The 26,519-nt window shown below is 69.0% G+C and carries 24 protein-coding genes; 9 read left to right on the top strand and 15 right to left on the bottom strand.

Annotated features, from left to right (window positions below; genetic code table 11):
- Nucleotides 1–266: 266 nt before the first annotated feature.
- The 9 genes from MKK65_RS22180 to MKK65_RS22140 all read right to left on the bottom strand — a co-directional run bounded on the left by MKK65_RS22180 (nt 267) and on the right by MKK65_RS22140 (nt 8,249).
- On the bottom strand, nt 267–512 hold the full coding sequence (locus tag MKK65_RS22180) for a hypothetical protein (RefSeq protein WP_243960233.1): 246 nt from the start codon (nt 510–512) through the stop codon (nt 267–269).
- A gap of 590 nt (nt 513–1,102) precedes the next feature.
- Nucleotides 1,103–1,435, bottom strand: coding sequence for a hydroxyisourate hydrolase (locus tag MKK65_RS22175; protein WP_243960232.1), 333 nt, complete (start codon nt 1,433–1,435; stop codon nt 1,103–1,105).
- Nucleotides 1,432–2,862 (bottom strand): amidase, encoded by a 1,431-nt coding sequence (locus tag MKK65_RS22170; RefSeq protein ID WP_243960231.1) that lies wholly within the window; start codon nt 2,860–2,862, stop codon nt 1,432–1,434. Before MKK65_RS22170 ends, MKK65_RS22175 begins: the two co-directional genes overlap by 4 nt.
- Nucleotides 2,859–3,611 (bottom strand): aspartate/glutamate racemase family protein, encoded by a 753-nt coding sequence (locus MKK65_RS22165; RefSeq protein ID WP_243960230.1) that lies wholly within the window; start codon nt 3,609–3,611, stop codon nt 2,859–2,861. The genes MKK65_RS22170 and MKK65_RS22165 overlap by 4 nt, the downstream gene beginning before the upstream one ends.
- Nucleotides 3,612–3,623: 12 nt before the next feature.
- A complete protein-coding gene (locus tag MKK65_RS22160; protein WP_243960229.1) occupies nt 3,624–4,442 on the bottom strand; it encodes an ABC transporter permease in 819 nt (272 codons plus the stop codon).
- A 9-nt stretch (nt 4,443–4,451) separates the two neighbouring features.
- Nucleotides 4,452–5,288 (bottom strand): ABC transporter permease, encoded by an 837-nt coding sequence (locus MKK65_RS22155; RefSeq protein ID WP_409565479.1) that lies wholly within the window; start codon nt 5,286–5,288, stop codon nt 4,452–4,454.
- A 65-nt stretch (nt 5,289–5,353) separates the two neighbouring features.
- Nucleotides 5,354–6,397, bottom strand: coding sequence for an ABC transporter substrate-binding protein (locus MKK65_RS22150; RefSeq protein ID WP_243960228.1), 1,044 nt, complete (start codon nt 6,395–6,397; stop codon nt 5,354–5,356).
- 26 nt (nt 6,398–6,423) lie between these two features.
- The gene (locus tag MKK65_RS22145; RefSeq protein ID WP_243960227.1) at nt 6,424–7,512 is read right to left on the bottom strand and encodes an ABC transporter ATP-binding protein; all 1,089 of its coding nucleotides are present in this window, start codon (nt 7,510–7,512) and stop codon (nt 6,424–6,426) included.
- Nucleotides 7,509–8,249 (bottom strand): aspartate/glutamate racemase family protein, encoded by a 741-nt coding sequence (locus MKK65_RS22140; RefSeq protein ID WP_243960226.1) that lies wholly within the window; start codon nt 8,247–8,249, stop codon nt 7,509–7,511. Before MKK65_RS22140 ends, MKK65_RS22145 begins: the two co-directional genes overlap by 4 nt.
- Nucleotides 8,250–8,425: 176 nt before the next feature.
- Here MKK65_RS22140 and MKK65_RS22135 point away from each other — a divergent pair, with 176 nt between their 5' ends.
- Both MKK65_RS22135 and MKK65_RS22130 read left to right on the top strand, forming a co-directional pair.
- Nucleotides 8,426–9,160 carry a GntR family transcriptional regulator gene (locus tag MKK65_RS22135; RefSeq protein ID WP_058192344.1) on the top strand — a complete coding sequence of 245 codons (735 nt, stop codon included), beginning with the start codon at nt 8,426–8,428 and terminating at the stop codon, nt 9,158–9,160.
- 406 nt (nt 9,161–9,566) lie between these two features.
- Nucleotides 9,567–11,159, top strand: a complete 1,593-nt coding sequence (locus MKK65_RS22130; protein WP_243960225.1) for an ABC transporter substrate-binding protein — start codon at nt 9,567–9,569, stop codon at nt 11,157–11,159.
- A 19-nt stretch (nt 11,160–11,178) separates the two neighbouring features.
- Here the strand turns inward: MKK65_RS22130 and MKK65_RS22125 are convergent, their stop codons facing one another.
- The gene (locus MKK65_RS22125) at nt 11,179–12,645 is read right to left on the bottom strand and encodes an amidohydrolase family protein (protein ID WP_243960224.1); all 1,467 of its coding nucleotides are present in this window, start codon (nt 12,643–12,645) and stop codon (nt 11,179–11,181) included.
- 146 nt (nt 12,646–12,791) lie between these two features.
- Here MKK65_RS22125 and MKK65_RS22120 point away from each other — a divergent pair, with 146 nt between their 5' ends.
- Entirely contained in the window at nt 12,792–13,472 is a 681-nt protein-coding gene (locus tag MKK65_RS22120; protein ID WP_243960223.1) for an aspartate/glutamate racemase family protein, read from the top strand.
- A 12-nt stretch (nt 13,473–13,484) separates the two neighbouring features.
- On the top strand, nt 13,485–14,804 hold the full coding sequence (locus MKK65_RS22115) for a dihydroorotase (RefSeq protein ID WP_243960222.1): 1,320 nt from the start codon (nt 13,485–13,487) through the stop codon (nt 14,802–14,804).
- 10 nt (nt 14,805–14,814) lie between these two features.
- On the opposite strand, the gene MKK65_RS22110 is transcribed toward MKK65_RS22115, so the two are convergent.
- The 5 genes from MKK65_RS22110 to MKK65_RS22090 form a co-directional block, all read right to left on the bottom strand.
- Nucleotides 14,815–16,101: a Zn-dependent hydrolase gene (locus MKK65_RS22110; RefSeq protein WP_243960221.1), complete on the bottom strand. Its 1,287-nt coding sequence runs from the start codon at nt 16,099–16,101 to the stop codon at nt 14,815–14,817.
- Nucleotides 16,102–16,285: 184 nt separating this feature from the next.
- The gene (locus MKK65_RS22105; RefSeq protein ID WP_243960220.1) at nt 16,286–17,827 is read right to left on the bottom strand and encodes an amidohydrolase family protein; all 1,542 of its coding nucleotides are present in this window, start codon (nt 17,825–17,827) and stop codon (nt 16,286–16,288) included.
- A 29-nt stretch (nt 17,828–17,856) separates the two neighbouring features.
- On the bottom strand, nt 17,857–18,663 hold the full coding sequence (locus MKK65_RS22100; RefSeq protein ID WP_243960219.1) for an ABC transporter ATP-binding protein: 807 nt from the start codon (nt 18,661–18,663) through the stop codon (nt 17,857–17,859).
- Entirely contained in the window at nt 18,653–19,582 is a 930-nt protein-coding gene (locus tag MKK65_RS22095) for an ABC transporter permease (protein WP_007558348.1), read from the bottom strand. The genes MKK65_RS22100 and MKK65_RS22095 overlap by 11 nt, the downstream gene beginning before the upstream one ends.
- 4 nt (nt 19,583–19,586) lie before the next feature.
- Complete coding sequence (locus MKK65_RS22090) at nt 19,587–20,639, bottom strand: ABC transporter substrate-binding protein (protein WP_243960218.1); 1,053 nt, start codon at nt 20,637–20,639, stop codon at nt 19,587–19,589.
- Between the two features lie 510 nt (nt 20,640–21,149).
- On the opposite strand from MKK65_RS22090, the gene MKK65_RS22085 reads away from it, so the two are divergent.
- Genes MKK65_RS22085 through urtE form a run of 5 tightly spaced genes read left to right on the top strand, consistent with a single transcriptional unit; the run spans nt 21,150 to nt 26,508 of the window.
- On the top strand, nt 21,150–22,376 hold the full coding sequence (locus MKK65_RS22085) for a transporter substrate-binding protein (protein ID WP_243960217.1): 1,227 nt from the start codon (nt 21,150–21,152) through the stop codon (nt 22,374–22,376).
- Complete coding sequence (gene urtB, locus MKK65_RS22080) at nt 22,369–23,991, top strand: urea ABC transporter permease subunit UrtB (protein ID WP_243960216.1); 1,623 nt, start codon at nt 22,369–22,371, stop codon at nt 23,989–23,991. Before MKK65_RS22085 ends, urtB begins: the two co-directional genes overlap by 8 nt.
- Nucleotides 23,988–25,091: an urea ABC transporter permease subunit UrtC gene (gene urtC / locus MKK65_RS22075; protein WP_243960215.1), complete on the top strand. Its 1,104-nt coding sequence runs from the start codon at nt 23,988–23,990 to the stop codon at nt 25,089–25,091. Before urtB ends, urtC begins: the two co-directional genes overlap by 4 nt.
- Nucleotides 25,088–25,798 (top strand): ABC transporter ATP-binding protein, encoded by a 711-nt coding sequence (locus tag MKK65_RS22070; protein WP_243960214.1) that lies wholly within the window; start codon nt 25,088–25,090, stop codon nt 25,796–25,798. Before urtC ends, MKK65_RS22070 begins: the two co-directional genes overlap by 4 nt.
- Nucleotides 25,795–26,508 carry an urea ABC transporter ATP-binding subunit UrtE gene (gene urtE, locus MKK65_RS22065; protein WP_243960213.1) on the top strand — a complete coding sequence of 238 codons (714 nt, stop codon included), beginning with the start codon at nt 25,795–25,797 and terminating at the stop codon, nt 26,506–26,508. The genes MKK65_RS22070 and urtE overlap by 4 nt, the downstream gene beginning before the upstream one ends.
- Nucleotides 26,509–26,519 lie beyond the last annotated feature (11 nt).

The raw sequence follows: 26,519 nt of genomic DNA, 5'->3' as shown, positions 1-26,519 counted from the left end.
CAAAAGTTGCCCATGCTTTAGAGTCGGCCTGCTTAATTAACGTTCAATAGCACTATACGGCCAGTTCGATGGTTAATTTACTGTTTTACGCTCGCCCGCTGATTGTTTAGTCGGTCGATTTTAAAGAGCAGCTCACGGTCGGCGCTGTGGCAGATTGATATGGGCCTCCCTGGTTGAATAGGCGGACCGTTGGATTAGCAACTATATACTGGGAATGAAAATTTATAAATGTAATATTTAGAATCAAGGTGCGCAATTCATGTCTATCACAGCAATGCTAAATAATGTAAAACAATGATGGTTTCCCCGTTATCGGTATCGGATGCGCAGCTGAAGTGGCGCTGTTGGTCGTGATGTTGCACCCAGCGCGAAAGCGACAGGCCGACATCGATATCCCGCGGGTAGAAACGGAAAGCTTCGACGGCCATGATGGACCGAGTGTTTATTTCGCGATCGATGGCAAAGCATGGTGTGAATATCGACGAGGTCCTCACCTGCCGGGGCAGCGTCATGCAGTCTTCCGCGAGCCTGCAGCCGATCGACACGGGCGGCTGGAGCGTGTTTGGCTCGGTCTGGGGCAGCGACGACGGGAGGAACGCGGCTGGCCATCTGCTCCTGCGCGGCAATGGGTTGAGAGCTTGGAACGGCTGGCCAACTGACGAGCGGCCCGGGAATCAGCGTCCATCTTGGATAGATACGGCGGACCAGGCCGAGCAGCGTGAAATAGCGGGGCAAGTCCAGGTCCAGGTGCTCGAGGACGGTCCGTTCCCGCCCGTTTGAGATCTTATCACCAGGCAACAGCCTGTCGTGCTGACCTCGACGGGATGCAGCCCGGCCTGCCGCTTTTCACAAAAATCCGGATATTTTTACTGGTATCCCGCGTCACGAAACCTACCGAATGGCCGGATATTGCCGAAAGCCGCTGGTCCGGTTTGGAGTGGCGAAGAGGCTGAAGCGGACACACCGCATCCACACCGGGTTCGGCGGAGATGTCCGTCGACGTCCTTTTCGAAACCGGTTTATCGGCGCACATATTTTGTGTGGCGCGGGGCGAGCCGTCCCGGTGTCCAAGGCCAGTCCCACGCGTGTTGCTTGTGTTGCCTCAGCAGCCGCGGAACAAGGCTATGCCGAACGCGGTGAACTTCAGGGGCAAATGGCAATGACTGGCGGGATTGGTGATCCGGAAGCGGATCGACGCCATATCCAGGAAATCGCCGCCAGCCTCCCCGATGAAATCCCCGATGTCGAACGCGACCTCGTAGAGACCGGCGGCGAGCCGCGTTCGCACGATTGGATGCGCGAGCGTGCCATCAGCCTCGATCTCGCCCTCCGCGATCACCGCACCGCGCGCGCCCACGGTCAGAACGCGCACGCGCAGACCTTCGGCCGCTCGACCGGTCGCGGCATCGACGGCGTGGATGGACAGGCCCGTCATGGTTCGGTGCCCGCCCAGAGCATCGGCCAGGGATGGGCCGCTTCGTAGGCGGCGGCCACCGCGACGAGGGTCTCGTCACCGCCCCAGGGCGCCACGAGCTGAAATCCGATCGGCAGCCCCGCGCCGGAGGGGCGGCACGGGATGGAGATCCCGGGGCAGCCCGCGGCGTTGACGAAGCCCGTGAAGGTCGCCGAACCCCGGGGACCTACGGGCACGCCGGCGATGCGGTCCGGGTGGGTCTCCTGCGCCGGCCAGGGCAGCGCGGCGGCCGTGGGAGTCATCATAAGGTCGTGGCCCGCGAACAGCGCGGCGAGGTCCTGGCGCAGGGCCAGCGCCATCCGCTGCACGTCGAACAGGTCGCCCGCCGACAGGTTCGCGCCGGTCTCGGCCAGGGCGCGGATGTCGGGACCCAGCGCGTCGCTCCGGCCCGGATGCGCGCGCATCAGCCAGGCGATGCCGGCTTGGCCGAGAATTGGCCATGCTTCCGTGATGGCTGTCGCTGCGTCGAAACGGCCGGTCTCGACCCGGTGCCCCAGGCCGGCCAGGCGCCCGGCCGCCTCGGCGACGCTGTCGGCGATCTCGGGATCGACCGGGGCGGTCCCAAAGGCCGGGACGTAGAAGATCCGCAACGGGCGCTCCGGCACCGCAGGGGTCCCGAACGGGCCGAAGCCATTCGGCGCGACGGAATCCGGATCGGCCGCACCGAGGATCCGCATCGCCGCCGCGAGGTCGTGGACCGTGCGGGCCATCGGTCCGACCACTTCGAGATCGAGCATGATCGGCGGCAGGCCGCCCCGGCGCGGCACCCGGCCGGTGGTGGGTTTCAAACCGACGAGGCCGGTATGGGAGGCGGGCCGGCGGATCGAGCCGCCCGCATCCGTCCCGAGCGCCAGCGGCCCGATCCCGGCAGCCACCGCGGCGACGGCGCCGCCGCTGGAGCCCCCCGGCGTCAGGGCCGGATCCCACGGGTTGCGGGTGACGCCGAAGACCGGGTTGCCGGTATAGCCCTGGACGGTCAGTTCCGGGACGTTGGTCTTGGCGAGGATCACCGCCCCGGCCACGCGCAGGCGGCGCACCGGCGTCTCGTCCTGGTCGGCCCCATGGTCCGCATAGAGCCGGCTGCCCCAGCGCGTCGCGAAGCCCGCGACGTTCAGGCTGTCCTTGATGGTGACCGGCACGCCGTCGAGGGGGCTCAGCGGGGTGCCCGCCCGCCAGCGCGCCGCGCTCGCCGCGGCGGCGCGCTCCGCCCCGTCGGGATCGATGGCGACGAGGGCGTTGAGGGTCGGGTTCACGGCCTCGGCGCGCTCCAGGCAGGACCGCGCGGCCGCGACGGGACTCGCCGTGCCGTCCGCGTAACGGCGGCACAGGTCGGTCGCCGAGAGGGTCCAGAGCGGGCCGCTATCGCCCATCCGATCGGTCCGGGTCATGCCTCTCCCTCGCGATGCGCGATCCACCGAGCGAGCGGACCGGTCAGACCGGTGGCGGGTTTCGCAGGCGGACGGGCGAAGCGCCCGGCCATGGGCGGGGGTGTCCCGAGCCGCACCAGCGCCTGTGCCTGGCCCAGAGCGGCCGCCAGCGGATCGATCAGCGGAACCGGCACCGCCCGGCGCAGGACGGTGGCCAGACCGGCCAGCGGCGCTCCCGCCAGGATCACCGCATCGGCCCCGTCCGCGACCGCGCGCTCGGCCAGCGCGAGGATCTCCGGACGCAGTTCGTCCTGAACCGCGGTTACGACCTGGAACGGCCGGCGCACCGCATAGAGGCCGACGCAGCGCGCCGACAGACCGGCCAGCGCCACGGCATCCTCGTACCAGGGCAGCAGCGCGGGCGAGAACGTCACGATCGCGAACCGCGCCCCGAGCTGGCAGGCGGTCAGCATCGCGGCCTCGGCCATGCCGACCACCGGCAGGTCGAACAACTCGCGCGCCGCGATCAGCCCGGGATCGCCGTAGGCAGCGATCACCGCCGCGTCGTGGCCGGCGTGATGCGCGGCCAGCGTCTCCAGCACGGCCGCGCCGGCGAGCTGCGCCTCGGCCCGGCTGGCGATGTAGGGCAAGCCTGTCGCCGCGGTGAGCGCGATGATCTGGACGTCGGGGGCGAGGGCCGCCTCGGCCGCCTGGGCCATGCGGGCAGTCATGGCCGCCGAGGTGTTGGGGTTGAGGAGCAGGATCCGCATGGGTGGTCGTCCTTAGCCGGCCAACCGGCGGGACAGGCCGGCGGCCCGTTCCATAACCACCGCCAGCACCACGGTGACCAGGATCAGCAGGCTGGAAGCCGCCGCCACCGTGACGTCGAGGCGCCCCTCCAGATCTTGCCACATCCGGATCGGCAGCATGTCGGTGGCCGCGTCGCGCAGGAACAGCGAGACCGGGACGTTGTCGAAGCTCGCCATGAAGGCGATGAAGCCGCCGGCGAGGATGCCGGGCCGGATCAGCGGAAGGGTCACCCGGCGGAACGTGTACAGGCGTGACGCGCCGAGAGAGGTCGAGCTCTCGAGCAGCACCGGGTCCATCTGTGACAGGGCCGCCACGGTGGTGCGGACCACGAAGGGCACGCAGACCACGGTGTGGCCGAGGACGAGGGTCAACTTCGAGACCGGGATGCCGGCGAGGCTGAACAGCATCAGCGCGGCGAGCCCGAAGGCCAGGGCCGGCAGGACGAGCGGCGACAGGAACAGGCTGTCGAGGAGCCGCGCTAAGAGCCGCGGCGACCGGGCGATGGCAAGCGCGGCGGCGGTGCCCAGCACCACCGACAGCAGGGTCGTCCACCCCGCCACCACGAGGCTGTTCCAGGCGGCGGCCCGAAGCTGCTCCGCCTCCATGAGCGCTGCGTACCAGCGCAGGGAGTAGCCGGGCGGCGGGAAGCGCAGGGAGAAGCCGCTGGTGAACGAGACCACCACGACGATCACGGTCGGCGCCGCGAGCAGGACGAGGCAGAGCCCGGCGAGCAGCAGCACGGCAGCGTGGAAACTGAACCAGTCGAAGTCGCGCCGCATGCTCGTCCTCATCGGCGGCCCTCAGGCTTGCGCGTAGCCGCGCGACAGGCGGCCCACGAGGTTGAAGACGGTCACGCAGGCCAGCACCGCCACGAGGAAGACGATCGCGATCGCCGCCGCGAACGGCCAATTGTTGAGCGACGAGGCCTGCTGGTACAGGTACATCGGCATGAACAGCATCTGCCCGCCGCCGATCAGCGACTGGGTGATGAAGGCGGTGATCGCCGCCGCGAAGGTGAGCAGGCAGCCGGCCACGATGCCGGGCAGGCAGAGCGGGAGCGTCACCCGGAGGAAGGTGCGCCACGCCCCAGCCCCGAGAGCCGCCGAGGCGTCGGCGAGGTTCGGGTCGATCCGCGACAGGGCAGTCACCAGCGGCAGGACCATCAGGGGCATCTGCACCTGCGCCAGCGCAAGGACGAGGCCGCCCTCGGTGTAGAGCAGCTTCAGCGGCGTGTCGGTCAGCCCGAGGGCCAGGAGGCTCGCGTTGACGATGCCCTGACGCCCGAGGATCACGATCCACGCGAAGGTCCGCACCACCACGCTCGTAAGCAGCGGCAGCAGCACGATCAAGGTCAGCAGGCCGCGCAGCCGGGCGGGCGCCCAGGTGAGGAGCAGTGCCAGCGGCAGGCCGAGCAGCAGCGTGAGCGCCGTGACCTCGACGCCGAGCCACAGGGTCGCGCCGAGTACCTGCAGGGAGAACGGGTCGAGCAGGAACCGGGCGTATTGGTCGAGGCCGAAGCGGGTCATGACTGGATCGGCGTAGAAGCTTACCAGCACCAAGAGCGCCAACGGCGCCAGGAAGAAAACGAGGAAGAACGCCCCGAGCGGCAGCGCGAGGCGGATGTCGTAGGCCGCCATCCAGGGACGGCCCGGGCGGCCCGGCGCCGCGACCGGGTCAGGCACCATCGGCGCGAAGACCGCGGTCACACCCGGATCTCCCGGTTGAAGCGCTCGATCCAGGCTGCGCGGCTGTGGTTGATCGCGGCCCAATCCTGGAACACCGCCTTGCGCTTCAGATCTTCGGCGTCCTTGGCCAGAACCTTCGCGACCTCGCCGTCCATCGCCACCTTCCGGTTGGTCGGGACGATCAGATAGGGGCTCTGCATCAGCTTGGCCTGCACCTCCGGCGAGAGGGCGGCCTCGATCAGCCTGAAGGCCAGATCCTTCACGGGGGTGTTCTTGACAATGTGGATCGTTGTCTTGAAGGCGATGATGCCTTCCTTCGGCGCGGCGAACTCCACCGGCACGCCGCGGGCTTTCAGGATCTGGATCGCGTTGAAATTGCCAGGCCCGATATCGACCTGCTCCTGCTGGTAGAGCGCCGCCAGGGCGCCGGGATTGGCGGCGACGGCGGCGAGGTTGGGTTTGAGCGCCTCCAGCGCCTTGAAGCCTGGCTCGACATTGATCTCCGAGCCCCCGTGCATCCGCGCGATCTCCACGAGGAAGCCGGTGCCGAGCGTCGAGTTCAGGTTGGTGATGCCGACCCGGCCCTTGTATTCGGGTTTCCACAGATCGGCCCAGGAGGTCGGCGGCGTCTTCACCTTCTCGGGATTGTAGGTCAGCCCAACGATCTGGAAGAACGGGGCCGGGCCCATCGGCTCCTGCGCATCCGCGATCAGGTCGGCATAGTGGGCGGACTGGGCCACCGGATAGGGCTCGACGAGGTCCTGGGTGATCGCCGTGAGCGCGGGACCGGGATCGTGCAGCATCACGTCGATCGGCGGGTTGGTGCGGGCCGCCTGGACCTTGGCGATCTGATCGACCGAGAGCATCGGATCGAGGATGATGTCGCCGACCGTGCTCTTACGGAAGGCCGGGACCAGCACCGCCCGGTGGGCCTCTTCCCAGCTGCCCGTGAAGGTCGCGAAGACGAGCTTGCGGGCCTGCGCGTGGGACAGGCCGGGGAAGGCCTGCGTCGCGCCGAGAGTTAAGGCGCCGGCGAGGAGGCTGCGGCGGTGCAGGATCATGGTCGGAATCTCCGGGCGGCTCGGCTTCAGTGGCGGGGGTCGGGGAAGACGCCGACCCGCTCCGGCGCGGTCGGGCGCAGGCGCACGCGCGCGCCGGGCGATCGCGGGCCGGCGCCCGCCGCACGGGCCTCGGCAGTCTTCAGGCGTGCGCCGCCGTCCAGGCGGATCTCGTGGACCAGCGTGGCGCCGAGCGGCAGGCCGATCTCGACGACGCCGTCGAGTCCCTCCCCATCCGTTTCGAAGGCGACGTGCTCGGGCCGCAGGCAGGCGGCTACGCGCGTCCCGTCTGGCAGGGCGGTGACGGTGGGGAGAAGACCGCCGCCGGCGAGCGCCACCGCGCGGCCGCCATCCGGCCCGGTCGCGAGCTGACCGTGCAGGACGTTGGCCGTGCCCACGAAGGTATTGACGAACAGCGTCTCGGGGCGGTCGTAGATGTCGGTCGGCGGGGCGAACTGCTCCAGGCGGCCGGCATTGAGCACCGCGACCCGGTCGGCCATCGACAGGGCCTCCTCCTGGTCGTGCGTGACGATCAGCGTGGTGGTGCCGGCGCTGCGCTGGATGCGCTTGATCTCGATCTGCATGTCGAGGCGCAGATTCTTGTCGAGGGCCGCGAAGGGCTCATCGAGGAGCAGGATCGAGGGCCGCACCGCGAGCGCCCGGGCGAGCGCCACGCGCTGCTGCTGACCGCCCGACATCGCCCGCGGGTAGCGCTCGGCCAGATGCTCCAGGCGCACGAGGGCCAACATCTCGGCCACGCGCGCCTTCTGCTCGGCACGACCGACGCCCCGGGCGGCGAGCCCGTAGGCGACGTTCTCGGCCACGCTAATATGGGGGAACAGGGCGTAGTTCTGGAACACGATGCCGACGGTGCGCCGGTTCGGCGGCAGGTGATCGACCGCCTGCCCCCCGATGATGACGCGCCCCTCCGTGGGTTTCAGGAAGCCGGCCACCGCCCGCAGCAGGGTGGTCTTGCCGCAGCCGGAGGGGCCGAGCAGGGCGACGAGTTCGCCGCCCTTGATGTCGAGGGTCACGGTGTCGACGGCGAGCGCCGTACCGTAGCGCTGGGTGATCCCGTCGAGGATCAGGGAGGTCCCGCCTCCGGCCGCGGCGCTCACGGCCGGGCCTCCGCGAACACGCGGCCCCGCGCGGCGAGATCCGCATGGGTGCAGCCGGCGAGGTCCAGGCCCTTCCAGAGGGTGACGGCGACCGAGTCGAGGACCGGCACGCCGAGTTCGGCCTCCAAAGCCGGGGCAAGCGCCGCGCCCGCAAGGTTGGTGCAGACGATCGCCACCGCATCGACGCCCTCGGCCGCCACCGCGCGGACCATCTGGGCGATCGCCTCCGGGCCGACCGTGGCGAAGGCGAAGTTCTCTGACAGGCCGCAATGGCGCTCGGCGGCGCAGTCGAGGCCGGCCGCCTCCCAATTCGCCTGGATCTGCCGCTGGACGTCGCCCGTATAGGGCGTCACGAGACCGATCCGGCGATAGCCCCGAGCGCGGAACAGATCGCGGAAGGCGAGCGCGGCGGTGGAGGCGGGGCAACCGGTCCGGTCCTCGATCGCGTCGCGCAGGCGCTCGTCCGCGTCGAAGCCCAGCCACGCGCCGGAGGTGCCGTTCCAAAGGATCGCCGCCACCCGGGCATCGGCGAGCAGCTCGGCCGCCATCAGGATCGGCTCGGGGTCGAACTGCCCCAGGGCCGCCTGCGACAGGCCGATCTGCGTGACCCGGAAGCGTGAGAAATGCGCGCTGACCTGCGCGCAGCCGGCGAGCAGATGCGCGGTCACCGGCTCCAGCACGCTGTTCGACGAGGGCGTGAGCATGCCCAGACGCGTCGTCCTGTTCGGTTCCGCCATCGCATATGTCTCCGATGCGGCGAGCATCATCCAGGCGCGTCCGACCAACAAGGTATTTTCTGCATGCTGCATGCAATTTGCGCAAATGCCTGTTACGGAACCGCAAAGACGCCAAAAATGGATCACGGGCCCGGCGCTCGGATGCGGTAGAGCGGTCGCGTAGAGTTGGAAAATCGATGGACGATGTCGCACGCCCAAGGGGCCGCCCCCGCAAGGCCCTGATTGTCCCGGCCGCCCCGCTCCCGCGAACCGGCCTACACGAGCGGGCAGCCAGCCGGCTCAAGGACATGATCGTCCGCGGCGTGCTGCCGGCGGGCGCACCCCTGGTCGAGAAGGACCTCTCGATCGCGCTTGGGGTTTCCCGCACGCCGTTGCGGGAAGCCCTAAAGCTTCTGGCGGCAGAGGGTCTGGTCGAGCTGCATCAGAACCGGAGCGCGCGCGTTCCGGACTGGGAGCCGGAAGAGGTCCTCGAACTGTTCGAGGCATTGGCGGGCATCGAGCGGCTGACCGCGGAACTCGCAGCGATTCGGATCTCCGACACCCTCTTGGACGAACTGCGCGAGAAGCAGGCGCGGCTCGATTGCATGCACCGGGACAAGGTGCTCGACGCTTATTTCGCCCTCAACCAAGAGATCCACCGGACGATCGTGACGGCCGCCCACAACCGGCCATTGGCCGAGGCCCACGCGCCGCTCCAGGCCCGAGCCCAATGGGCACGCCTGCGGGCGCTCTCGACTGGCAGCCGTTGGGCGGAATCGGCTCGGGAACACCGCGATCTGTTCGCGGCTCTCGACGCGCGCGATGCCACGGAAGCGGGCGCCATTGCCTATCGGCACGTGCTGCGCACCGGTGTCGTCATCGCCGATACCCTGAGAGCGCAGCGCGCGAAGGCCCCATCCGCAAGCACGTGACCGGCAGCGCATGCGGTCTGGATCGGATCGCGCCAAGCGCACACGACTTCTGAGGTCGGCACAGCTTGGATGACGTCGCGCAGGTGATCTGACCGGCTGGCTTTGAACCCGGCCGATAGAGAGGATCAGTTAGGACCAGAGAAGTCGGGGATGGCGCGGGCGGCGTATGCCGGCGCAGTAAAGGTAGCGTGTTGACGCCTCATGTTATCCCACAGCACGCCCGATCGTTGTGTGAGGCTTGCTTGATCGCGCCTTAACACTTGGAATGACCGGAATACGCTTTCTCCTGATCTAAGCGCCGTTGTTCGGCCCCATTCCTGCAAGCGCCCGCGAGCTGGATCGCTCGGTGGGTCCGGGCTGGGATCAACGCACAACGATCACGCCGAGATAGATCGGGAAGTCTTCCATGAAGCGACGGACGCTGTTGCAGGGTGCGGGCGCCGTGGTCGCCAACGCGGTCGCGGCCCCAGCCCTGGTCAGGGCGGCTACCGCCTCCACCCTGCGCTTCATCCCGCAGCAGGACCTCGTGACCCTCGATCCGGTCACGACCTTCGCGTACATCACCCGCAACCATGGCTACATGGTCTTCGACACGCTCTACGGCATGGACGCCTCTTTCCGCGCCACGCCCCAGATGGTCGATGGCCATCGTGTCGAGGCGGATGGGCGCCGCTGGGATCTGACCCTGCGCGACGGCCTCCTCTTCCACGACGGAGCCCGTGTGCTCGCCCGCGACTGCGTGGCCTCCCTGCGGCGCTGGGCCAAGCGCGACCCCTTCGGTGGCTCGCTCCTGGAGGCGACGGAAGAGCTGTCGGCGCCCGATGATCGGACCATTCGGTTCCACCTCAAGCGCCCTTTCCCGCTCCTGCCGATCGCGCTGGGCAAAGCCTCGGTGCCGGTCTGCGCGATGATGCCGGAGCGCCTCGCCGTCACGGACCCGTTCCAACAGGTGCCCGAACTCATCGGCTCCGGGCCGTTCCGCTTCAAGGCGGACGAGCGGGTGCCCGGTGACCGGACCGTCTACACCCGCTTCGAGGGCTACGTGCCCCGCAAGGACGGCCCGCTCACCTGGACCTCAGGTCCAAAGGTCGCCCACTACGACCGAGTCGAGTGGCGCGTCATCGGCGACACTTCCACGGCGACCTCCGCGCTGATCGCCGGCGAGGCTGATTGGCAGGAATACGCCTCGCACGACCAACTGGGTCTGCTGAAAGCGGCCAAGGGCGTGAGCACCCGCGTACTCGATTCGACCGGCTTCGTGACGATGCTGCGGGTCAACCACTTGCAGCCGCCCTTCAACAACCCGGCCATCCGGCGGGCGCTCTGGGGGGCGATCGACCAGACCTCCTGCATGCAGGGCGTCGTGGGCGCCGACGATCCCGGCCTGTTCCACGTGCCGCTCGGCTTCTTCTGTCCCGACACGCCGATGGCCTCGACGGACGGGCTCGCGCCGCTCACGACGCCACGCGATCCGGCGCAGGTGCGCGCCGACCTCAAGGCTGCCGGCTATGCCGGCGAGACCGTGCTGCTGATGGTGCCGTCGAACTCGGCGCCGCTCCTGGCACTCGGCCAAGTCGCCGCCGACCTGCTGCAACGCGTCGGCATGAATGTCGAGGTCTACGCGGTCGAGTTCAACGCGATGCTGCAGCGGCGCAACCGCAAGGGGCCGGTCTCCGAGGGCGGCTGGAGCGCCTTCGTCACGAACTGGTCCGGTACGGATTGGCTCAATCCCGCCGGCTACATCGCCCTGCGGGGAACCGGCGAGACCGGCTATGCCGGCTGGGCCACGACGCCGCGGATCGAAGCCCTGCGCGAGGCGTGGTTCACGGCCCCGGACGAGGCGGCGCGCGCCGCCCTCTGCCGGGACATCCAGCTCCAGGCCATGGAGGACGTGCCCTACTATCCCCTTGGCCAGTACCTGCAGCCGACCGCCTATCGCTCCGGCCTCACCGGGATCCTCGACGGGTTTCCGACTTTCTGGAACGTGCGGCCCGCCTGAAGCTCGCGGCGCCGAGGCCTCACAGCCCCGGGAAGGTCGGCGGGGCGATGGCGTCGGGGCCGCGCCCCGCCCAGTCCAGCTGCCGGATCTGCGCGAGCGCGCGACCTTGCGCTTCCTCAAGGGCTGCGGCGGCGGCCGCGTAATCGACCGTCAGTACGCGGCCGTCGCGCACGATCTCGCGGCCATCGACGAAGACCTGCCGCACCGCGCGGTCGGCCGCCGAATAGATCAGCGATTGCACGGGGTCGCGGCACGGCCGCATGGCGGGATGCGCGCAGTCCACGAGCACGAAGTCAGCCTTGCAGCCCGGCATTAGCCGGCCGATATCGGAGCGCCCCAGCGCCCGGGCCCCGCCGATTGTGGCGGCGTGGAACACGTCCGCCGCGCGGGTGTCACGGGGGTTCTCAGCCACGACCCGGGCGAGGTACGAGACAAGGCGCATCTCGTCGAGCATGTTGTGCGGATAGACATCGGTGCCGATGCCCATGTTGATGCCGGCTTGGACGTAGCGGCCGAAATGATTGAGTGCGATGCCGCGGCGGGCGAAGACCGTCGGGCAATGGGCTACCGTGGCGCCGCGCTCGGCCAAGCGCTGCATGTCCGAGCCCGGGCTGTGCCAGTGGGTCCAGGGATGGTCGTCGAGGAAGATCCCGTGGCCCACGATGGTGCGCTCGGTGAGCACCCCCAGATCGTCGAGCCACTCGATCGGCGTCATGCCGGTGCGGCGGGTGATCTCGTGGAACTCCGACAGGGACTGCGCTGCATGGGTGTGGAAGCGCAGGTCGCGCCGCACCGCCTCGGCATGGGCATCTCGCATCAGCTCCGCCGTGCAGGTGTCCACCTGCGCCGGGCAGAGCATACCGAAGAGACGTCCGCTCGGATGCGCCTCCGCTCCCTCGATCTCGGCCAGGGCCTGATCCAGGCCGCGTCGGCCGGCGACCTCGTCCCATTCGTACTCCACGCTGTGGCCGTTCCGGGTTAGCCAGCGGCCGGACCGGAACATCGGGGCGATGCAGACTCGCAGGCCCGAGCTTCCGAGGAGGTCGAGCCAGCCCTCGCTCGGCAGGGCGAGGTCGCACACGGTCGTGACTCCCGAGAGAGCCAGCTCGGCCAGCGCGACCCCATAGGCGGCCCGCGTGCCCTCCACATCCGGACGCAGGATCGGCAAGTACTCGTAGAGCGAAGTATTGTAGAGCCGTGGGCTGCCGACCTCGTCCCACATGCCCTTGTTCATCGGTTCCGAGAACAGGTGCGTGTGGATGTCCACGAGCCCGGGCATGATCATGCAGCCGGATGCGTCGACGGTCCGGACGGCCGGGGCCCCCGCGTAGTTCGGACCGACATGGATGAGGGCGCCGTCCTCGAAGGCGACGTCCGCGCCGGTGCGATAGACATGGCCGCCGCTGTCGGGATCCCAGGCGACGACCCACCGGGCCCCTTTCACCAGGGTTACGCCGGCCGTCTTGTCCGCAGCGCTGTCGTGCATCGAGAAACTCCTAACCGGGTCGGGTCCGGGGGCAAGATCAGTGCCCGATCGGGCGAGCGTCGAAGGTGGCGCGGCCCGAATCTCGCTAGATCGGGATCGGTCCGTCGGCGGCAAGGCAGCTCTTGGCGGGACGAACAGGAGGAGGCATGCCCAATCCCGGCGCCATCAGGCCGGCGCGCATCCTGGTGATCAACCCGAATTCCTCCCGAACCGTGACGGTCGCCATCGATGCGGCGCTGGCGCCGCTGCGCCTGCCGAGCGGTCCCGACATCACCGTGACGGATCTGCCGGAAGGGCCCGAGAGCATCTCCTCGCGGCAGGACGCGGATTATGTGGTGATGCCGCTGGCGCGGCGCATTGCAGAGGATTCGGCGGACGCCTTCGTCATCGCCTGCTTCAGCGACCCGGGTCTGCAGACCGCCCGCCAGGTCGCCGCCGGCCGGCCGGTGATGGGCATCGCCGAATGGGGGATCCTTCGCTCGCTCACCCTCGGTGAGCGCTTCGGCATTGTGGCGCTGTCGGAGGGCAGCGTGCGCCGCCAGCGCCGGATGGTCCGCCAGATGGGCCTCGGGGAGCGCTATGCCGGCAGCCGGCCGATTGAGGCGCTGGCGGCCGAGACGGCGGACGAGGCCATCCGCATACGTCTAATCGCGGCGGCCCGGATCCTGATCGAGCAGGACGGCGCCGACGCCATCGTGCTCGGTTGTGCCGGCATGGCGCCCCACCGGATAGCGGTCGAGCGCGCGATCGGGCGCCCGGTCGTCGAACCCTGTCAGCAGGCCGTCGCCGCAGCCCTCGGGGCTGTACTGCTTCGGGCGGCCCCTTAGGGAGGAATGCCGATGCACTATGACCTGCTGATCCGCGGCGGCACCTGCGTCACGCCCTGGAGCGCCGAAGTCGCCGATATCGGCGTTCGCGATGGGTGCATCGTAGCCATCGGAGCGCCCATCGGCGCGACCGCGGAGGTGCTGATCGACGCCGACGGCTTGCATGTCCTGCCGGGCCTGATCGACAGTCATGTACACCTGCGCGATCCCGGCGATCCGGCCGTGGAGACGATCGAGAGCGGCACGCGGGCTGCGGTTTTGGGCGGGATCGCCACCCTGTTCGACATGCCCAACACCGATCCGCCGATCGCTGATTTCGAGCGCCTCGCCTGGAAACGCGACTACATCGCTGGCCGCAGCTGGTGCGACATCGGCCTGTACGTGGCCGGCGCCAAGACCAACATCGACGCACTCGCCGCGCTCGAGCGCGAGCCCGGAGTCTGCGCCGTGAAGGTTTTCGCGGGGAGCTCCACAGCCTCCCTGATGATCGAGGACGACGCGCATCTCGAGCGGGCGATGCGGTCCGGCCATCGGCGCATAGCCTTCCACAGCGAGGACGAATACCGCCTCCAGGCGCGCAAGCCGCTCTTCAGCCGGGGGCAGCCGCACCGGACTCACATGGAGTGGCGTGACGAGGAATGCGCATTCCTGGGGACCCGACGCCTGATGGCACTGGCCCGTAAGACCGGCCGAGCGACGCACATCCTCCACGTGTCCACCGCCGAGGAACTCGAATACCTCCGGGACTATCGCGACATCGCGACCGTCGAGGTCTTGGTCAACCACCTGACCCAGGTGGCGCCCGACTGCTACGACAGGCTCGGCGGGTTCGGAGTGATGAATCCTCCCATCCGCGGCGAGCGCCATCGGGCTGCTGCCTGGGCCGCCGTGCAAGACGGGACCGTCGATACGATCGGCAGCGACCACGCACCCCATGCCCGGGCAGCCAAGGAGCGGCCCTGGCCCGACTGTCCGGCCGGCCTGACCGGAGTCCAAACCTTAGTCCCGGTCATGCTCGACCATGTCGCAGCTGGGCGCCTGTCGCTGGCGCGCCTCGTCGACCTGATGGCGGCCGGTCCAGCTCGGGTCTACGGCCTCCTGGGCAAGGGTCGCATCGCCGCCGGGTACGACGCGGATTTCACCCTCGTGGACCTGAAGGCGCGCCGCACGATAGAGGAGTCTTGGATCGTCTCGCCCTGCGGCTGGACGCCGTTCGCAGGCACTGCCGTAACGGGCTGGCCAATGGCCACGATCGTGCGCGGCCAGCCCGTCATGCGCGAGGATGCGGTCCTCGGCAGTCCGAGGGGCGGACCCGCGCGTTTCTCGGCCTGACAGCTCGGCCTCAGATCCCGCAGGTCTCCGCAACCAGCCAACTGGCGAGGATCGCGACGGCATCGAGAAGATCATCGATGGCCATGGCTTCATTGGGGTTGTGGCTGCCATTGGCGTTGCGCACGAACAGCATGGCCATCGGCACGCCGGCCTTGGCGAAGGCGGCGGCATCGTGGGAGGCCGGGCTGCCGAGGGGCCGGGTGGTGATGCCGAGCGCCGCCGCCGCCGCCGTGAGCCCGTCGTAGATCCTGGCCGAGACCATACCGACGCCCGCCTCGGTGCGCGGGCCGAGCGCCACCGTCACGCCGCGGCTCTCCGCGACCGTCACCACCGCGTCTAGGAACGCGGCCTCGATCTCCGACAGGACCTCGGCCTCGTAGGCCCGCATGTCGAGGCTGAACCGGAACTCGCCCGGCACCGTCGTCAGGCCATGGGCCGCGGCATCGGTATGGAACCGTCCGAAGGTCACGGCCATCGGGCAGCCGGCCGCCTCGCGCGCCTGCCAGACCTGGTCGAGGGCCAGGGCGATCTCGGCGCCGGCCATGGCCGCATCGCGACGGAAACGGCGCGGCGTGCCGACATGGTCGTAACGCCCGGCGATGCGGACGTCGGGATAGCGCACGTTGCCCGGGATCCCGGTACAGAGGCCGACCGGGATCCCGGCTTCCTCGAGACTCGGCGCCTGCTCGATATGCACCTCCAGGAAGGCGTGGATCGCCCCGGCGTCGAGGGCGGCCTTCCCACTCACCAAAGCCTCCGGATCGCCGCCCTCACGGGCGATATGCTCGGCAAGACGCCGGCTGCTGTCGATCCGGACTGCGTCGAGCGCTCCGTCCGGCAGGGTGCCGAGGGCCGCCCGGCTGCCGACATACGAGACCTGGAACCAGACGCTCTCCTCGGCGCGCACGCCCATGACGGTCAGGTCGCGCGCCGGCCTCAGGCCGAGGCTGCGGATCGCCGCGATGGCCGCGAGTCCGGCCACCACCCCGGCAGCGCCGTCGTAGTTGCCGCCATGGGCAACAGTGTCGAGGTGGGAGCCGATCAGGATCGGCGGTAGACTCCGATCGCGGCCCGGCAGGGTCAGGTAGGTGTTGGCGGCGGCGTCCCGATGGACGGCGAGCCCGAGATCGGCGGCGCAGCGCATCATCACGGCGTGCGCGGCGGTCTCTTCGGGACTGTACGAGGCTCGCATGAATCCGGGATCGGTTCGGCCGCATTCGGCGATCTGCGCAAACAGGTCCTCGACCCAGGCTCTCTGCGCACGGGTCGCTGAGCGGATCGCTGAAACCATTTCCATCGCTGTCCTTCCGCTGCGAACACCCCATCGCCAGCGCCGCCGGCGACGCTGCGGAGCCGCCCCGATGCCGCGTGCGCGACCCGCGCCTCTCGCACGATTCCACGTGCGCCCTGAGGCCCGAAAGTGCGCGCTCACGATAGTGGGACGCGGGCTGAACGTCCGGCTCTTCGTGGAACTGCGCGCCTCAGACGCGCGAACTCGAGCGGTAGAAGGGCTCGTGCCGCGCGGGGTCGATGTAGTTGGCGTAGAAGCGCCTCGCATGCGGCAGGAGCGCCTTCGAGAGCTGCCGCCGCTCGACCTCGTCGTCCGACAGCGCCCGTGACAGGTCGTCGTGCAGCGCCTTCAGGGCGGCATCCTTGTCCACTCGGGTGAAACGCCCGTCGGCGTAGAGCACCTCGCCCTCGCACAGCACCGTGGTGACGCCGCCGGTCTTCGCCCGCTGGATCACCGCGTCGAGGAGCGGCGTCGCCGGGTCGAGATACGGGTAGGCGATCTGGTCCCAATCGAGCAGGACGAGGTCGGCAGCCTTGCCGACCTCGATCGTACCGAGGCTGTCGCCGTAGGGCGTGGTGCGGGCGCCGCCGACGGTCGCCATGCGCAGCACCTGGGCCATGCTGGGCACATCGGCCTCGTCCATCCCTGGCACCCGGTGGGCGCGCAGCACGAGGCGCATCTCCTGCAGCATGTCGCGGTCGTCGTTGATGCCGGCCTCGTCGAGGCCGATGGCCGTGTTGATCCCCTTCGCCTCGAATTGATTGAGTGCCGCCACGCCCGAGCGCAGCCGGAAGTTCGACGAGCAATTGTGGCAGATGCAGGTGCCGGTCTCGGCCACCCGGTCGATGTCGGACTCGTTCAGCCAGACGCCGTGGCCGAGGGTTAGCCGCGGCCCGAGCATGCCGAAGCGGTCCAGATACTCCACCGCGGTCCCACCGCCGCGCTTCTCCGCATAGGCCTTCTGGTAGGCGGTCTCGACGAGATGCATGTGCATCGGCACGTCGTAGGATTCGGAGAGCCCGGCGAGGCCCTCGAGCGCCGCGTCGGAGCACCAGTGGAGATTGGCGGGTGCAAGCTGTATCTTCGCTCGGCGCGCTCCCTCCTGGGCACCGTGCAGGCCGCGGAACAGGGCGAAATTGTCCTCCAGCGACATCTGGAAGCGCTCGAACCAGCGCTTCATCGGGTCCTGGAGCGGCGCCGGCAGGCTCGCCACGAAATCCATGTCCGCCTGGTAGACGAGGCGGTTCTGGTCGCGCACCGCGAAGCAGTACGAGACCCGCATGCCGATGTCGCGATAGGCGCGCAACACCTCGTTCGAGCGCGCCTCGACCTCCTCCAGGGAGCCAGGCATCCAGCCGTGGATGTGCTGGACCGTGGTGATCCCCGAGCTGACCATCTCGAAAGCGGAGTACAGGGTGTCGAGGTACAGGTTGAGGTTGCGCGCCACCATTCGGGTCACGAACCACAGCTCCAGCGGCATGTCGGGGGAGCCGAGCTGGACCGGCGTCAGGCCGACATGGTGGTGGCCGTTGACGAAGCCCGGTAGCAGGATCTCCCGGCCCGAGCCGATGACGGGGGCGTCGGGGTAGCGGGCATGCAGGTCCGCGTAGGTGCCGACGGCCGCGATGATCCCGTCCTTCTGCAGCACCGCGCCGTCGGCGATCTCCTCCCAGCGATCGTGGTCGAGGGTGCGGGTGATCATCCGCCGGCTGCGGATCAGCGATGTGGTCATGGTCGTGTCCGTGTGATCGGGGAAGGGGTTCAGACGAGCGCTTCCTGCTCGGCGAAGGCGCGGTCGACCTCGTCGCGCAGGAGTTCGGTGAGGTGCCGCCGCATCGCCTCGGCTCCAGGCGAGAATGGGTCGCGCGGGCGGGCGAGGTCGTTGCGGACGATCGTCTTGATCCGCCCGGGGCGTGCGGTGAACACCACCACCCGGTCAGCGAGCGCCACGGCCTCGTCGATGTGATGGGTCACGAACAGGACCGACGCGCTGCTGTCGCGCCAGACGTCGAGCAAGAAATCTTGCATCTTCTGGCGGGTCTGGACGTCGAGCGCCGCGAAAGGCTCGTCCATCAGCAAAACCTTGGGGCGCATTGCCAGCGCACGGGCGACCGCCACCCGCTGGCGCATGCCGCCCGACAGCTCGTCGGGTCGCTTGTCGAAAGCTTCGGCGAGGCCGACGCGCTGGAGCGCGGCCCGGGCGATGCTCCGGCGTTCTGCTTCCGGCACCCCCTTCAGCGACAGGCCGAAGCTGACGTTCTGCCAGACGCTGAGCCAAGGGAAGAGCGACGTCTCCTGGAAGATCAGGCTGCGCTCCGGCGACGGCCCGGTGACGGCCTCGCCGAAGGCCAGGAGCTCGCCGCCGGAGGCGGCTTCGAGCCCGGCGATCAGGTAGAGCAGCGTGCTCTTCCCGCAGCCCGAAGGACCGAGGAACACCACGAACTCACCGGGCCGCACGGTGATGTCGATGTCGCGCAGCGCATCGTGGGCGCGAGCGGTGCCGGCCGCCCAGACCTTGGCGACGCCGCGGCAAGAGACGGCGTCGAGGGGAGCGGACTCAGAGGCCAAGGGAGGACCCCGCATCGCGCGGCAGCCAGTAGAGCATGCGCCGCTGCACCAGGCGGAACAGCAGGTCGAAGGCGAAGCCCAGGAGGCCGATCAGGGTGATGGTGAAGAAGACCAGCGACGGGTTGAAGGTGTTGCGCGCCAGCATGATCACCTGGCCGAGCCCGTAGCCGACGCCGGTCGCCTCGGCGACGAGCACCACCATCCAGGCTCCGAACAGGTTGAGGCGCAGCACCGCGAGCAGTCCCGGCAGGATCGCCGGCACGATCACTCGGGCATAGATCTGACGCTTCGACGCCCCCATGGTCCGGGCGACGTTGATGTAGTTCCGGTTGACGCCGTCGATCTGATGGATGGTCGAGAGGACCATCGTGAAGAACAGGGCGATGAACACCATGAAGATCGCCGGGGCGTTGCCGATCCCGAACATGAAGATCGCCACCGGCAACCATGCGATCGGCGAGACCGGTGCCAGCAACGTGATGGTCGGCAGGGTCAGCCGCTCGAACAGCACGACGTAGCGGATCGCCACGCCGACCAGGATCGACAGGGTCGCGGCCAAGGCGAGGCCCGCCAGCACCCGGCCCGTGGAGGCCAGCACGGTGATCAGAACCGCCATGGCGGGGCTCGGGCCGGCGCTCATACCGGTGCCGATCTGCCAGCGCTGGGCGGTGTTGAAGAACCGCGCCTGCTCGACGAGGTTGCCGAGGAAGATGTGCGGCGGCGGAAGCAGCTTGGCATCGGCGACGCCGAGCGCCCAGAGCAACTCCCAGAGGCCGGCGAAACAGCCGACCGAGACCAGCATCCAGCCGGTCCGGCTCAGAAGGGGTACGAGCCCGTCGGGCAGCGCGAGGCGCTGCGCGAACGGGAGGCGCGGCTGGCCGTGCGGGACGGCGGCGGCGCGGGCGAGATCGACGGCCATCCGCTCAGGCCGACTTCAGCTTGAGCTTGCTGTAGAGATCCGGGTTCTCGGCGATAACTTGCTCCAAGAGCGTCCAGTCGATCGCGTCGCGGCCGGGCTTCTTCTTGATGTAGCCCATCTCGGCGACGGAATCGGTCCGGTCGAGGATGAACTGCGTCTGGTTGCGGGCGTCCACCACCGAGGGCTGCCGGCCCATGGCGAGCTGGGCGTTGCTCATCGAGGTCTTGTAGTAGGAGCCGACGAGCTTGTTCAGGGCGGCCTGGGGGTCGCCCTCGGCCAGGGCCTGAGCCTTCATCATGCCCTTGATCAGGGCTCTGACGGCGCCCGGGTTCTTGGCCATCAGCTCATTGCGCACGGCGAGCACGCAGTCAGTATAGCCCTTGCCGTAGATGTCGGTGCCGTCGGAGAGCTTTACGGCGCCCTTCACGTCGGTCAGCAGCGCCGTGCCGTAGGGCTCGATCGTGGAGATGATGTCGAGGGCGCCGGCGCGGAACGCCTCCACGGCTTCCGGGGTGGACCCCATGTAGCGGACCGTGATGTCCTTGAAGGCGACGCCATTCTTCTTCAGCCAGTCGTAGGGCAGCACTTCGAGCGTATCGAGCTGGAAGGTGCCGAGCGTCTTGCCCTTCAGCTTCTCCGGGCTGTCGAGCCCGGGCTGGGCAACCAGCACGCAGCCCTCGATGCCGCCGCCGGCCACGATCTTCACCGGGGCGCCGGCATCGTAGAGCGCCATGAAGCTCGTATAGGGCATCACGCCGGCATCGACCTGGCCCATGCCGAGGAAGGTGACCTGATCCGAGAAGGTCGGCGTGTTCACGAAGTCGATGGTGAGACCATCGTCCTTGGCCAGTTGCATCGCCTCGGCCAGGAAGAAGTTCAGATTGCAGAAGCCGGTCCCGTGCGTCGCCCGGATACCGGTGGCCGCCGCGGCCTGGCCGATCGTGCCGGGCCCCACGGCGAGCGTGAGCGCTGCGGCAGTTCCGCCGAGAAAGCGTCTGCGGTTGGGCTTGAACCGTGAGAAATCGGGAACGCGATAATCGCCGTGACGGTCGCACATATCGGCTCTCCTCAGGAGGCGGATGTCGGAGTCTTTCAGGCGGTGCGCCGGCTCCCGGCCGGACGCGCGACGATGTCGAGGTCGTGACAGGGGCAAAGCGGTCGCGGAGATCCGGTCACCCGGCACCTCACAGTATCGACGGCACGCCAACCCGTAGTCGTCGCCTTGCGCGACGCTGCGCTGATGTGATGCTCACAAGAAGCGTGCCATTCGCGACCGAAACGTCTGGTAGGACGCGCCTCGACCGGCGCAGGCATTCCTGCGCCCCGGTGACGTGGGCTGGATGCACCCGCCCTCGTGATTTTGACGAAGTCTCGCCCCGTTTCCGACGGTTGAGAAGCTCGTAATTGATACGATAATTTTGACGTTCTCAGCCGAAGACCGCCATTCGTGCGCGCATGTGCCGCCAATATGCGCAAGATCCTCGCCGGGTTGCAGCCTCTTTGACCTTCCCGGCTACCGAACATCGGCCGACAATCGGGCGCTCAATCCATGGGAGCTTCGGGATCGATGACGCATCTCACGCGGCGCAGCTTCGTCGGCACCGCGGCGCTGCTCGCGGCACCGGCTCTCATCCGGCCGGCCTTCGCCGCCGACACCGTCAAGCTCGGCTGCCTGTTCTCGTCATCCGGCACGATGGCCAATATCGAGGGCCGGCTGAACCATGTGGTCCGCATGGCCGCCGACGAGATCAACGGCCGCGGCGGCGTCAACGGGCGCCAGATCGAGGTGCTGACCTCCGATCCTGCCTCGGACTGGCCACTCTACGCGCAGGTCGGACGGCAGATGCTGCAGCAGGAGAAGGTCGCGGCCCTGTTCGGCTGCTGGACCTCCGTGTCCCGTAAATCGGTGCTGCCCGTCGTCGAGCAGAATGACGGGTTGTTGTTCTACCCGCTCCATTTCGAGGGCGACGAGAATTCCAAGAACGTCGTCTACGTGAACTCGCCGCCCGCGAGCTCCGTGCTGCCGGCGGTGGACTACCTAATGGGTCAGGACGGCGTCGGCGCGAAGCGCTTCTTCATGATCGGCTCGGACTACGTCTGGCCGCGCACGATCAACAAGCAGCTGAAGGGGTACTGGAAGAGCAAGGGGATCCCGGAAAGTGCGTGGCGCGAGGAATACGTACCCTTCGGCTTCTCGAACTTCCAGACCCTCGTGAACCAGGTGCGCAGCTTCGCCAGCCAGCCCGGGGGCCAGCCGATCGTGGTGCTGACCGTCGTCGGCTCCTCGATCCCCGATTTCCTGCGCGAATTCGCCAACCAGGGCATCAGCGCCACCGACGTGCCGATCCTTGGGCTCGACATGGTGGAAGCGGATCTCGAGGGTCTCGATACCGGCAAGCTCGTCGGCCACCTGAACTGCTGGGCCTATCTCCAGGCCGCCAAGGGCGAGCTGAACAAGACGTTCCTCGGTGACTGGGCCTCATACGTGAAGGCCAAGAACGTCCCATTCAGTGCAGATACGGTGATCGATCCGATGGTCTCGGCCTACGACAGCGTCCATCTCTGGGCGCTCGCCGCCTCCAAGGCGGGCTCCTTCGCGGTTCCAGAGGTGCGCAAGGCCTTCGCGGGCCTCAGCTTCGACGACCCGTCGGGCTACACGCTGACCATGACGGGGGAGAACAACTACGTCTCCCGCGGCGTCTTCATCGGGTCGGTCAACGAGAAGCGTGGCTTCGACGTGCTCTGGCAATCCGCCGACGCGCCGAAGCCGGTCCCGTTCAGCCCCTATGGTTGATCCGATTCGGCGTGCTCTCCTGGCGCTCTGGTGTCTGGCGCTCCTGGCAATCCCAGCCTCCGCAGCGCCGCTCGACCGGACGATGTTCGCCGGCTCCTTGTGCGGGGATGGCGCCGCGCAGGTCGGCGCCGCCGAGGGGCTCGTCCGCGCCGGCGGCGATCTGCCGGCGGACGACCTCGCCTTCGCCGGGCGGCTTCTCGGCGCCCTCGCCGAGCGGCGCCTCACCTGCCCGCCGGACGGTGCCCTGTTGCTCGAGGGCCCGAATGCGGCGGGGGGCCAGGACGCCGTGACCGGCGCGCGCCGGCCGTCCGCCGAGGCACGCGCGCCGGTTCTCGGCCTGCGCCAGCGTGCCGCCGTCGAGACTGCACGCGGCGTGGTGGCGCTGCTCACCGAAGAGACGCCCGCGGCGCGCTCTGCCGGTCTTGCGGTCCTGGAACGGCGCATCGCCACCGTCCCGGCGGCGGTGCTCGATCGGGCGCGAAACGCGGAGACAGATGCTGCGCTGAAGGGGACGATCGCCGGCCTCGCCCAGGCGGCCGCCCTGTCCTCGCCCGATCCGACCCGGCGCCGGGCGGCGATCGCCGCCGTGGCCGCGAGCCCGTCCGGGGCCGCCGCGGCGCGGCTCGCCGCACTGAAGGGCGACCCCGCCTACGGTTCCGACCCAGCCTTCCGGGCCGCCCTCGATGCGGGTCTCGCCAAGGTCGGGCGTGCGGTCACGATCGGCGATGGCCTCGCGATCCTCTACAACGGCCTGAGCTTCGCCAGTATCCTTTTCATGGCGGCGGCCGGGCTCGCGATCATCTTTGGGCTGATGGGCGTGATCAACCTCGCGCAGGGCGAGTTCATCATGCTCGGCGCCTACGCCACCTACGGTGTGCAGGAGGTGCTGCGTCGGTTCGCCCCCGCGCTGCTCGACTTCTACCTCGTGGCGGCGATCCCGGTCGCCTTCCTGGCGGTCGCCCTGGTCGGCATCGTCGTCGAGGCGCTGATCCTGCGCCACCTCTACCGGCGTCCGCTGATGAGCCTGCTCGCCACCTGGGCGGTGAGCCTGTTCCTGGTGAACCTCGTGCGCGTGACCGTCGGCACTCAGAACCTCCAATTCGCCATGCCGGCCTATGTCAGCGGCGGCGTGCCGCTCTACGCGGACTTCGTCGTCACTTGGAACCGCCTCTTCGCGATCGGCTTCGCGGCGGCGACGCTGGTCCTGACGCTGCTGATCCTGCGCCGCACGCCGCTGGGGCTCGACATCCGGGCCGTGACCCAGAACCGCGACATGGCCGCCTGCCTGGGCTTGCCGACCCGCCGAGTCGACCGCCTCGCCTTCGGGTTGGGCTCGGGGCTGGCGGGCCTCGCCGGCGTGGCGCTATGCCCGATCTACAGCGTCAATCCCGGCATGGGATCTGGCTTCATCGTCGATAGCTTCATGGTCGTGGTGCTCGGCGGCGTCGGCAGCCTTGCCGGAACCCTGGTGGCGGCCCTTGGGGTTGGCGGCGCCAACGTCCTGATCGAGCCGATCTCGGGCGCGGTCGCGGCCAAGGTGATCGTGCTCATCGGCATCATCCTGTTCCTGCAGCGCCGGCCCGAGGGCCTGTTCGCGGTGCGGCGGCGGCGATGAACGGCGCAGCGCAGACGACCGCCCTCGCGAGCCCCCTCGGACCGGCGCGCCGCGCGGTGCGCGATCCCCTGGTCGCCGGCCTCGTCGGCCTCTGCCTCGCCGCCGCCGTCGCCCTTCTGGTGGCGCCGCCAGCGCCGTACCTGATCAACGCCATCGGTCAGCTTGCCGCCTTCGCGATCCTCGCGGTGTCCCTCGACCTGGTCTGGGGCTATCTCGGCATCCTCAGCCTCGGGCATGGGCTGTTCTTCGCGATCGGCGGCTATGTGTGCGCCATGCACCTGCTGGCCCACGGTGCCGCCGTGACCGGCGCGCTGCCGGATTTCGTGCAGTTCATGGGCTGGAAGAGCCTGCCGGCCTACTGGGTGGGCCTCGACCACGCGCCGTACGCGTTCGTGCTGGCGCTGGCGCTCGCCGGCCTCGTCGCCTTCGTGTTCGGGCTCGCCTCGTTCCGCTCGCGGGTCAACGGCGTCTACTTCTCGATCATCAGCCAGGCGCTCGTCTACGTCGCGATGCTGCTGATGTACCGCAACGACACCGGGCTCGGCGGCAACAACGGCATGACGGGTTTCCCACTGCTGTTCGGCTGGTCCATGGGATCGCCCGGCGTGGTCACCGGCCTCGCGGTCGCGGCCCTGCTGGCGCTGGCTGCGGTGCTCGCGGGCGCGCGGGTGCTGGTCGGCAGCGCAATCGGGCGCCGCATGCTCGCCTGTCGCGACGACGAGACCCGCCTGCGCACCCTCGGCTACAGCACCACACGGTTGAAGCTCGGGATCTGGTGCCTCTCGGCCATGATCGCCGCGCTCGCCGGCATCCTCTACGTGCCGCAGGTCGGCATCATCAACCCGCGGGTGCTGGCGCCCGATCTTTCCATCGAGATCGCCGTCTGGGTCGCCATCGGCGGCCTGGGACGGCTCGGCGGGGCGGTGATCGGTGCCATCCTCGTCAACGGCCTGAAGTTCTGGCTCAGCGCTGCGATGCCGGAGGCGTGGCCCTTCATCCTGTCGGGGCTGGTGCTCCTCGTGGTGCTGGGCCTGCCGAACGGCCTGCTCGATCTCGTGGGTTTGCGCCTACGCCCAACCTGGCTGCGGGCCGCCCGATGAGCGCCCTCACCGTCGAGGCTCTGACCGTCGCCTTCGGCCGCTTCACGGCGCTCGATGCGGTGTCGCTCGCGGTCGACCCGGGCGAGGTGCGGGCCGTGATCGGCCCGAACGGCGCTGGCAAGACCACGCTGCTCGACGTGATCTCGGGCGTCACCAAGCCGGTCTCCGGCCGGGTGATGCTCGGCGACCGGATCGACCTGACCAAGCGCTCCGAGGTCGAGATCGCCCGCGCCGGCGTGCGGCGGAAGTTCCAGAAGCCGAGCGTCTTCCCGGCGCTCACCCTGCGCGAGAACCTGGAGATCGGCTGCGGCCCCGCGCTGCCGGCGCGCGAACGCCCCGCTCGCATCGCCTCCGTCCTGGCGGAGATCGGCCTCGCCCCGCGCGCCACGGTGTCCGCCGGCACCCTGGCGCATGGCGAGAAGCAGTGGCTGGAGATCGGGATGGTCCTGGCCGCCGAGCCCAGGCTCCTCCTGCTCGACGAACCCGTGGCCGGCCTGTCCGATGCCGAAACGGCCCATACCGCCGCGCTGATCCGGGCACTCCGTCGGCCGGACAGAGTGATCCTGGTGATCGAGCACGACATGGGCTTCGTCGAGGCCATCGCCGACCGGGTGACGGTCCTGCACGAGGGGCGAACGCTCTACGAAGGCAGCATGCCCGGCGCCCGGCGCGATGCCCGCGTGATCGAGGTCTTCCTCGGCCGATGACCCATGCGCCCGCACCCGCGCGCCTCGATGTCGATGGGCTCGACCAGCATTACGGCAGTGCACAGGTGCTGCGCGGGATCGGCCTCGCGGTCGAGCCGGGGGCCTGCCTCGCCGTGCTCGGCCGCAACGGCGCCGGCAAGACCACGTTGCTGCGCTGCCTCACCGGCCTGATCCCGGCGAGCCGCGGCCGGATCGCCCTCGACGGGACCGACCTGACCCGCCTGTCCCCCGACAGGCGGGCCCGTGCGGGGCTCGCCTACGTGCCCCAGGGACGCGAGATCTTCCCCGACCTGACGGTCGCCGAGAACCTGCGGGTCGCGGCCCGGGCTCACGGGCTTGATCGCACCGACGCGATCGACGAGGCGGCCGTCCTGTTCCCGGCTTTGCGCAGCCTCTGGTACCGCCCGGGCGGCAACCTCTCGGGCGGCCAGCAGCAGCAGCTCGCCATCGCCCGTGCGCTGGCCACCCGACCCCGCGCCATCCTGCTCGACGAGCCGACGGAAGGCATCCAGCCCTCGATCGTCGCCGCCATCGAGACGGTGATCGCCGGCCTGAAGGGGCGGATCACGGTGCTGCTCGTGGAGCAGTATCTCGACTTCGCGCTCCGGGTGGCCGACGCGGTGGTGGTGCTGTCCCGGGGCAGCGTCGTCGAGCGCGGAGACGCCGGCTCTTTGAACATTGAAGCTCTCACCCGTCACATCGTCGTCTGACAGAAACCCGA

This window comes from Methylobacterium sp. J-001, assembly GCF_022829565.1.
GTDB lineage: Bacteria > Pseudomonadota > Alphaproteobacteria > Rhizobiales > Beijerinckiaceae > Methylobacterium.
This window is presented reverse-complemented; position numbering and strand designations above follow the sequence as displayed.

Bases quoted from the DNA above. Each gene is read 5' to 3' on its own strand.
- MKK65_RS22180 (WP_243960233.1), bottom strand. From the start codon at position 512: ATGACGCTGCCCCGGCAGGTGAGGACCTCGTCGATATTCACACCATGC.
- MKK65_RS22175 (WP_243960232.1), bottom strand. From the start codon at position 1,435: ATGACGGGCCTGTCCATCCACGCCGTCGATGCCGCGACCGGTCGAGCG.
- MKK65_RS22170 (WP_243960231.1), bottom strand. From the start codon at position 2,862: ATGACCCGGACCGATCGGATGGGCGATAGCGGCCCGCTCTGGACCCTC.
- MKK65_RS22165 (WP_243960230.1), bottom strand. From the start codon at position 3,611: ATGCGGATCCTGCTCCTCAACCCCAACACCTCGGCGGCCATGACTGCC.
- MKK65_RS22160 (WP_243960229.1), bottom strand. From the start codon at position 4,442: ATGAGGACGAGCATGCGGCGCGACTTCGACTGGTTCAGTTTCCACGCT.
- MKK65_RS22155 (WP_409565479.1), bottom strand. From the start codon at position 5,288: ATGGCGGCCTACGACATCCGCCTCGCGCTGCCGCTCGGGGCGTTCTTC.
- MKK65_RS22150 (WP_243960228.1), bottom strand. From the start codon at position 6,397: ATGATCCTGCACCGCCGCAGCCTCCTCGCCGGCGCCTTAACTCTCGGC.
- MKK65_RS22140 (WP_243960226.1), bottom strand. From the start codon at position 8,249: ATGGCGGAACCGAACAGGACGACGCGTCTGGGCATGCTCACGCCCTCG.
- MKK65_RS22135 (WP_058192344.1), top strand. From the start codon at position 8,426: ATGGACGATGTCGCACGCCCAAGGGGCCGCCCCCGCAAGGCCCTGATT.
- MKK65_RS22130 (WP_243960225.1), top strand. From the start codon at position 9,567: ATGAAGCGACGGACGCTGTTGCAGGGTGCGGGCGCCGTGGTCGCCAAC.
- MKK65_RS22125 (WP_243960224.1), bottom strand. From the start codon at position 12,645: ATGCACGACAGCGCTGCGGACAAGACGGCCGGCGTAACCCTGGTGAAA.
- MKK65_RS22120 (WP_243960223.1), top strand. From the start codon at position 12,792: ATGCCCAATCCCGGCGCCATCAGGCCGGCGCGCATCCTGGTGATCAAC.
- MKK65_RS22115 (WP_243960222.1), top strand. From the start codon at position 13,485: ATGCACTATGACCTGCTGATCCGCGGCGGCACCTGCGTCACGCCCTGG.
- MKK65_RS22110 (WP_243960221.1), bottom strand. From the start codon at position 16,101: ATGGAAATGGTTTCAGCGATCCGCTCAGCGACCCGTGCGCAGAGAGCC.
- MKK65_RS22105 (WP_243960220.1), bottom strand. From the start codon at position 17,827: ATGACCACATCGCTGATCCGCAGCCGGCGGATGATCACCCGCACCCTC.
- MKK65_RS22095 (WP_007558348.1), bottom strand. From the start codon at position 19,582: ATGGCCGTCGATCTCGCCCGCGCCGCCGCCGTCCCGCACGGCCAGCCG.
- MKK65_RS22090 (WP_243960218.1), bottom strand. From the start codon at position 20,639: ATGTGCGACCGTCACGGCGATTATCGCGTTCCCGATTTCTCACGGTTC.
- MKK65_RS22085 (WP_243960217.1), top strand. From the start codon at position 21,150: ATGACGCATCTCACGCGGCGCAGCTTCGTCGGCACCGCGGCGCTGCTC.
- urtB (WP_243960216.1), top strand. From the start codon at position 22,369: ATGGTTGATCCGATTCGGCGTGCTCTCCTGGCGCTCTGGTGTCTGGCG.
- urtC (WP_243960215.1), top strand. From the start codon at position 23,988: ATGAACGGCGCAGCGCAGACGACCGCCCTCGCGAGCCCCCTCGGACCG.
- MKK65_RS22070 (WP_243960214.1), top strand. From the start codon at position 25,088: ATGAGCGCCCTCACCGTCGAGGCTCTGACCGTCGCCTTCGGCCGCTTC.
- urtE (WP_243960213.1), top strand. From the start codon at position 25,795: ATGACCCATGCGCCCGCACCCGCGCGCCTCGATGTCGATGGGCTCGAC.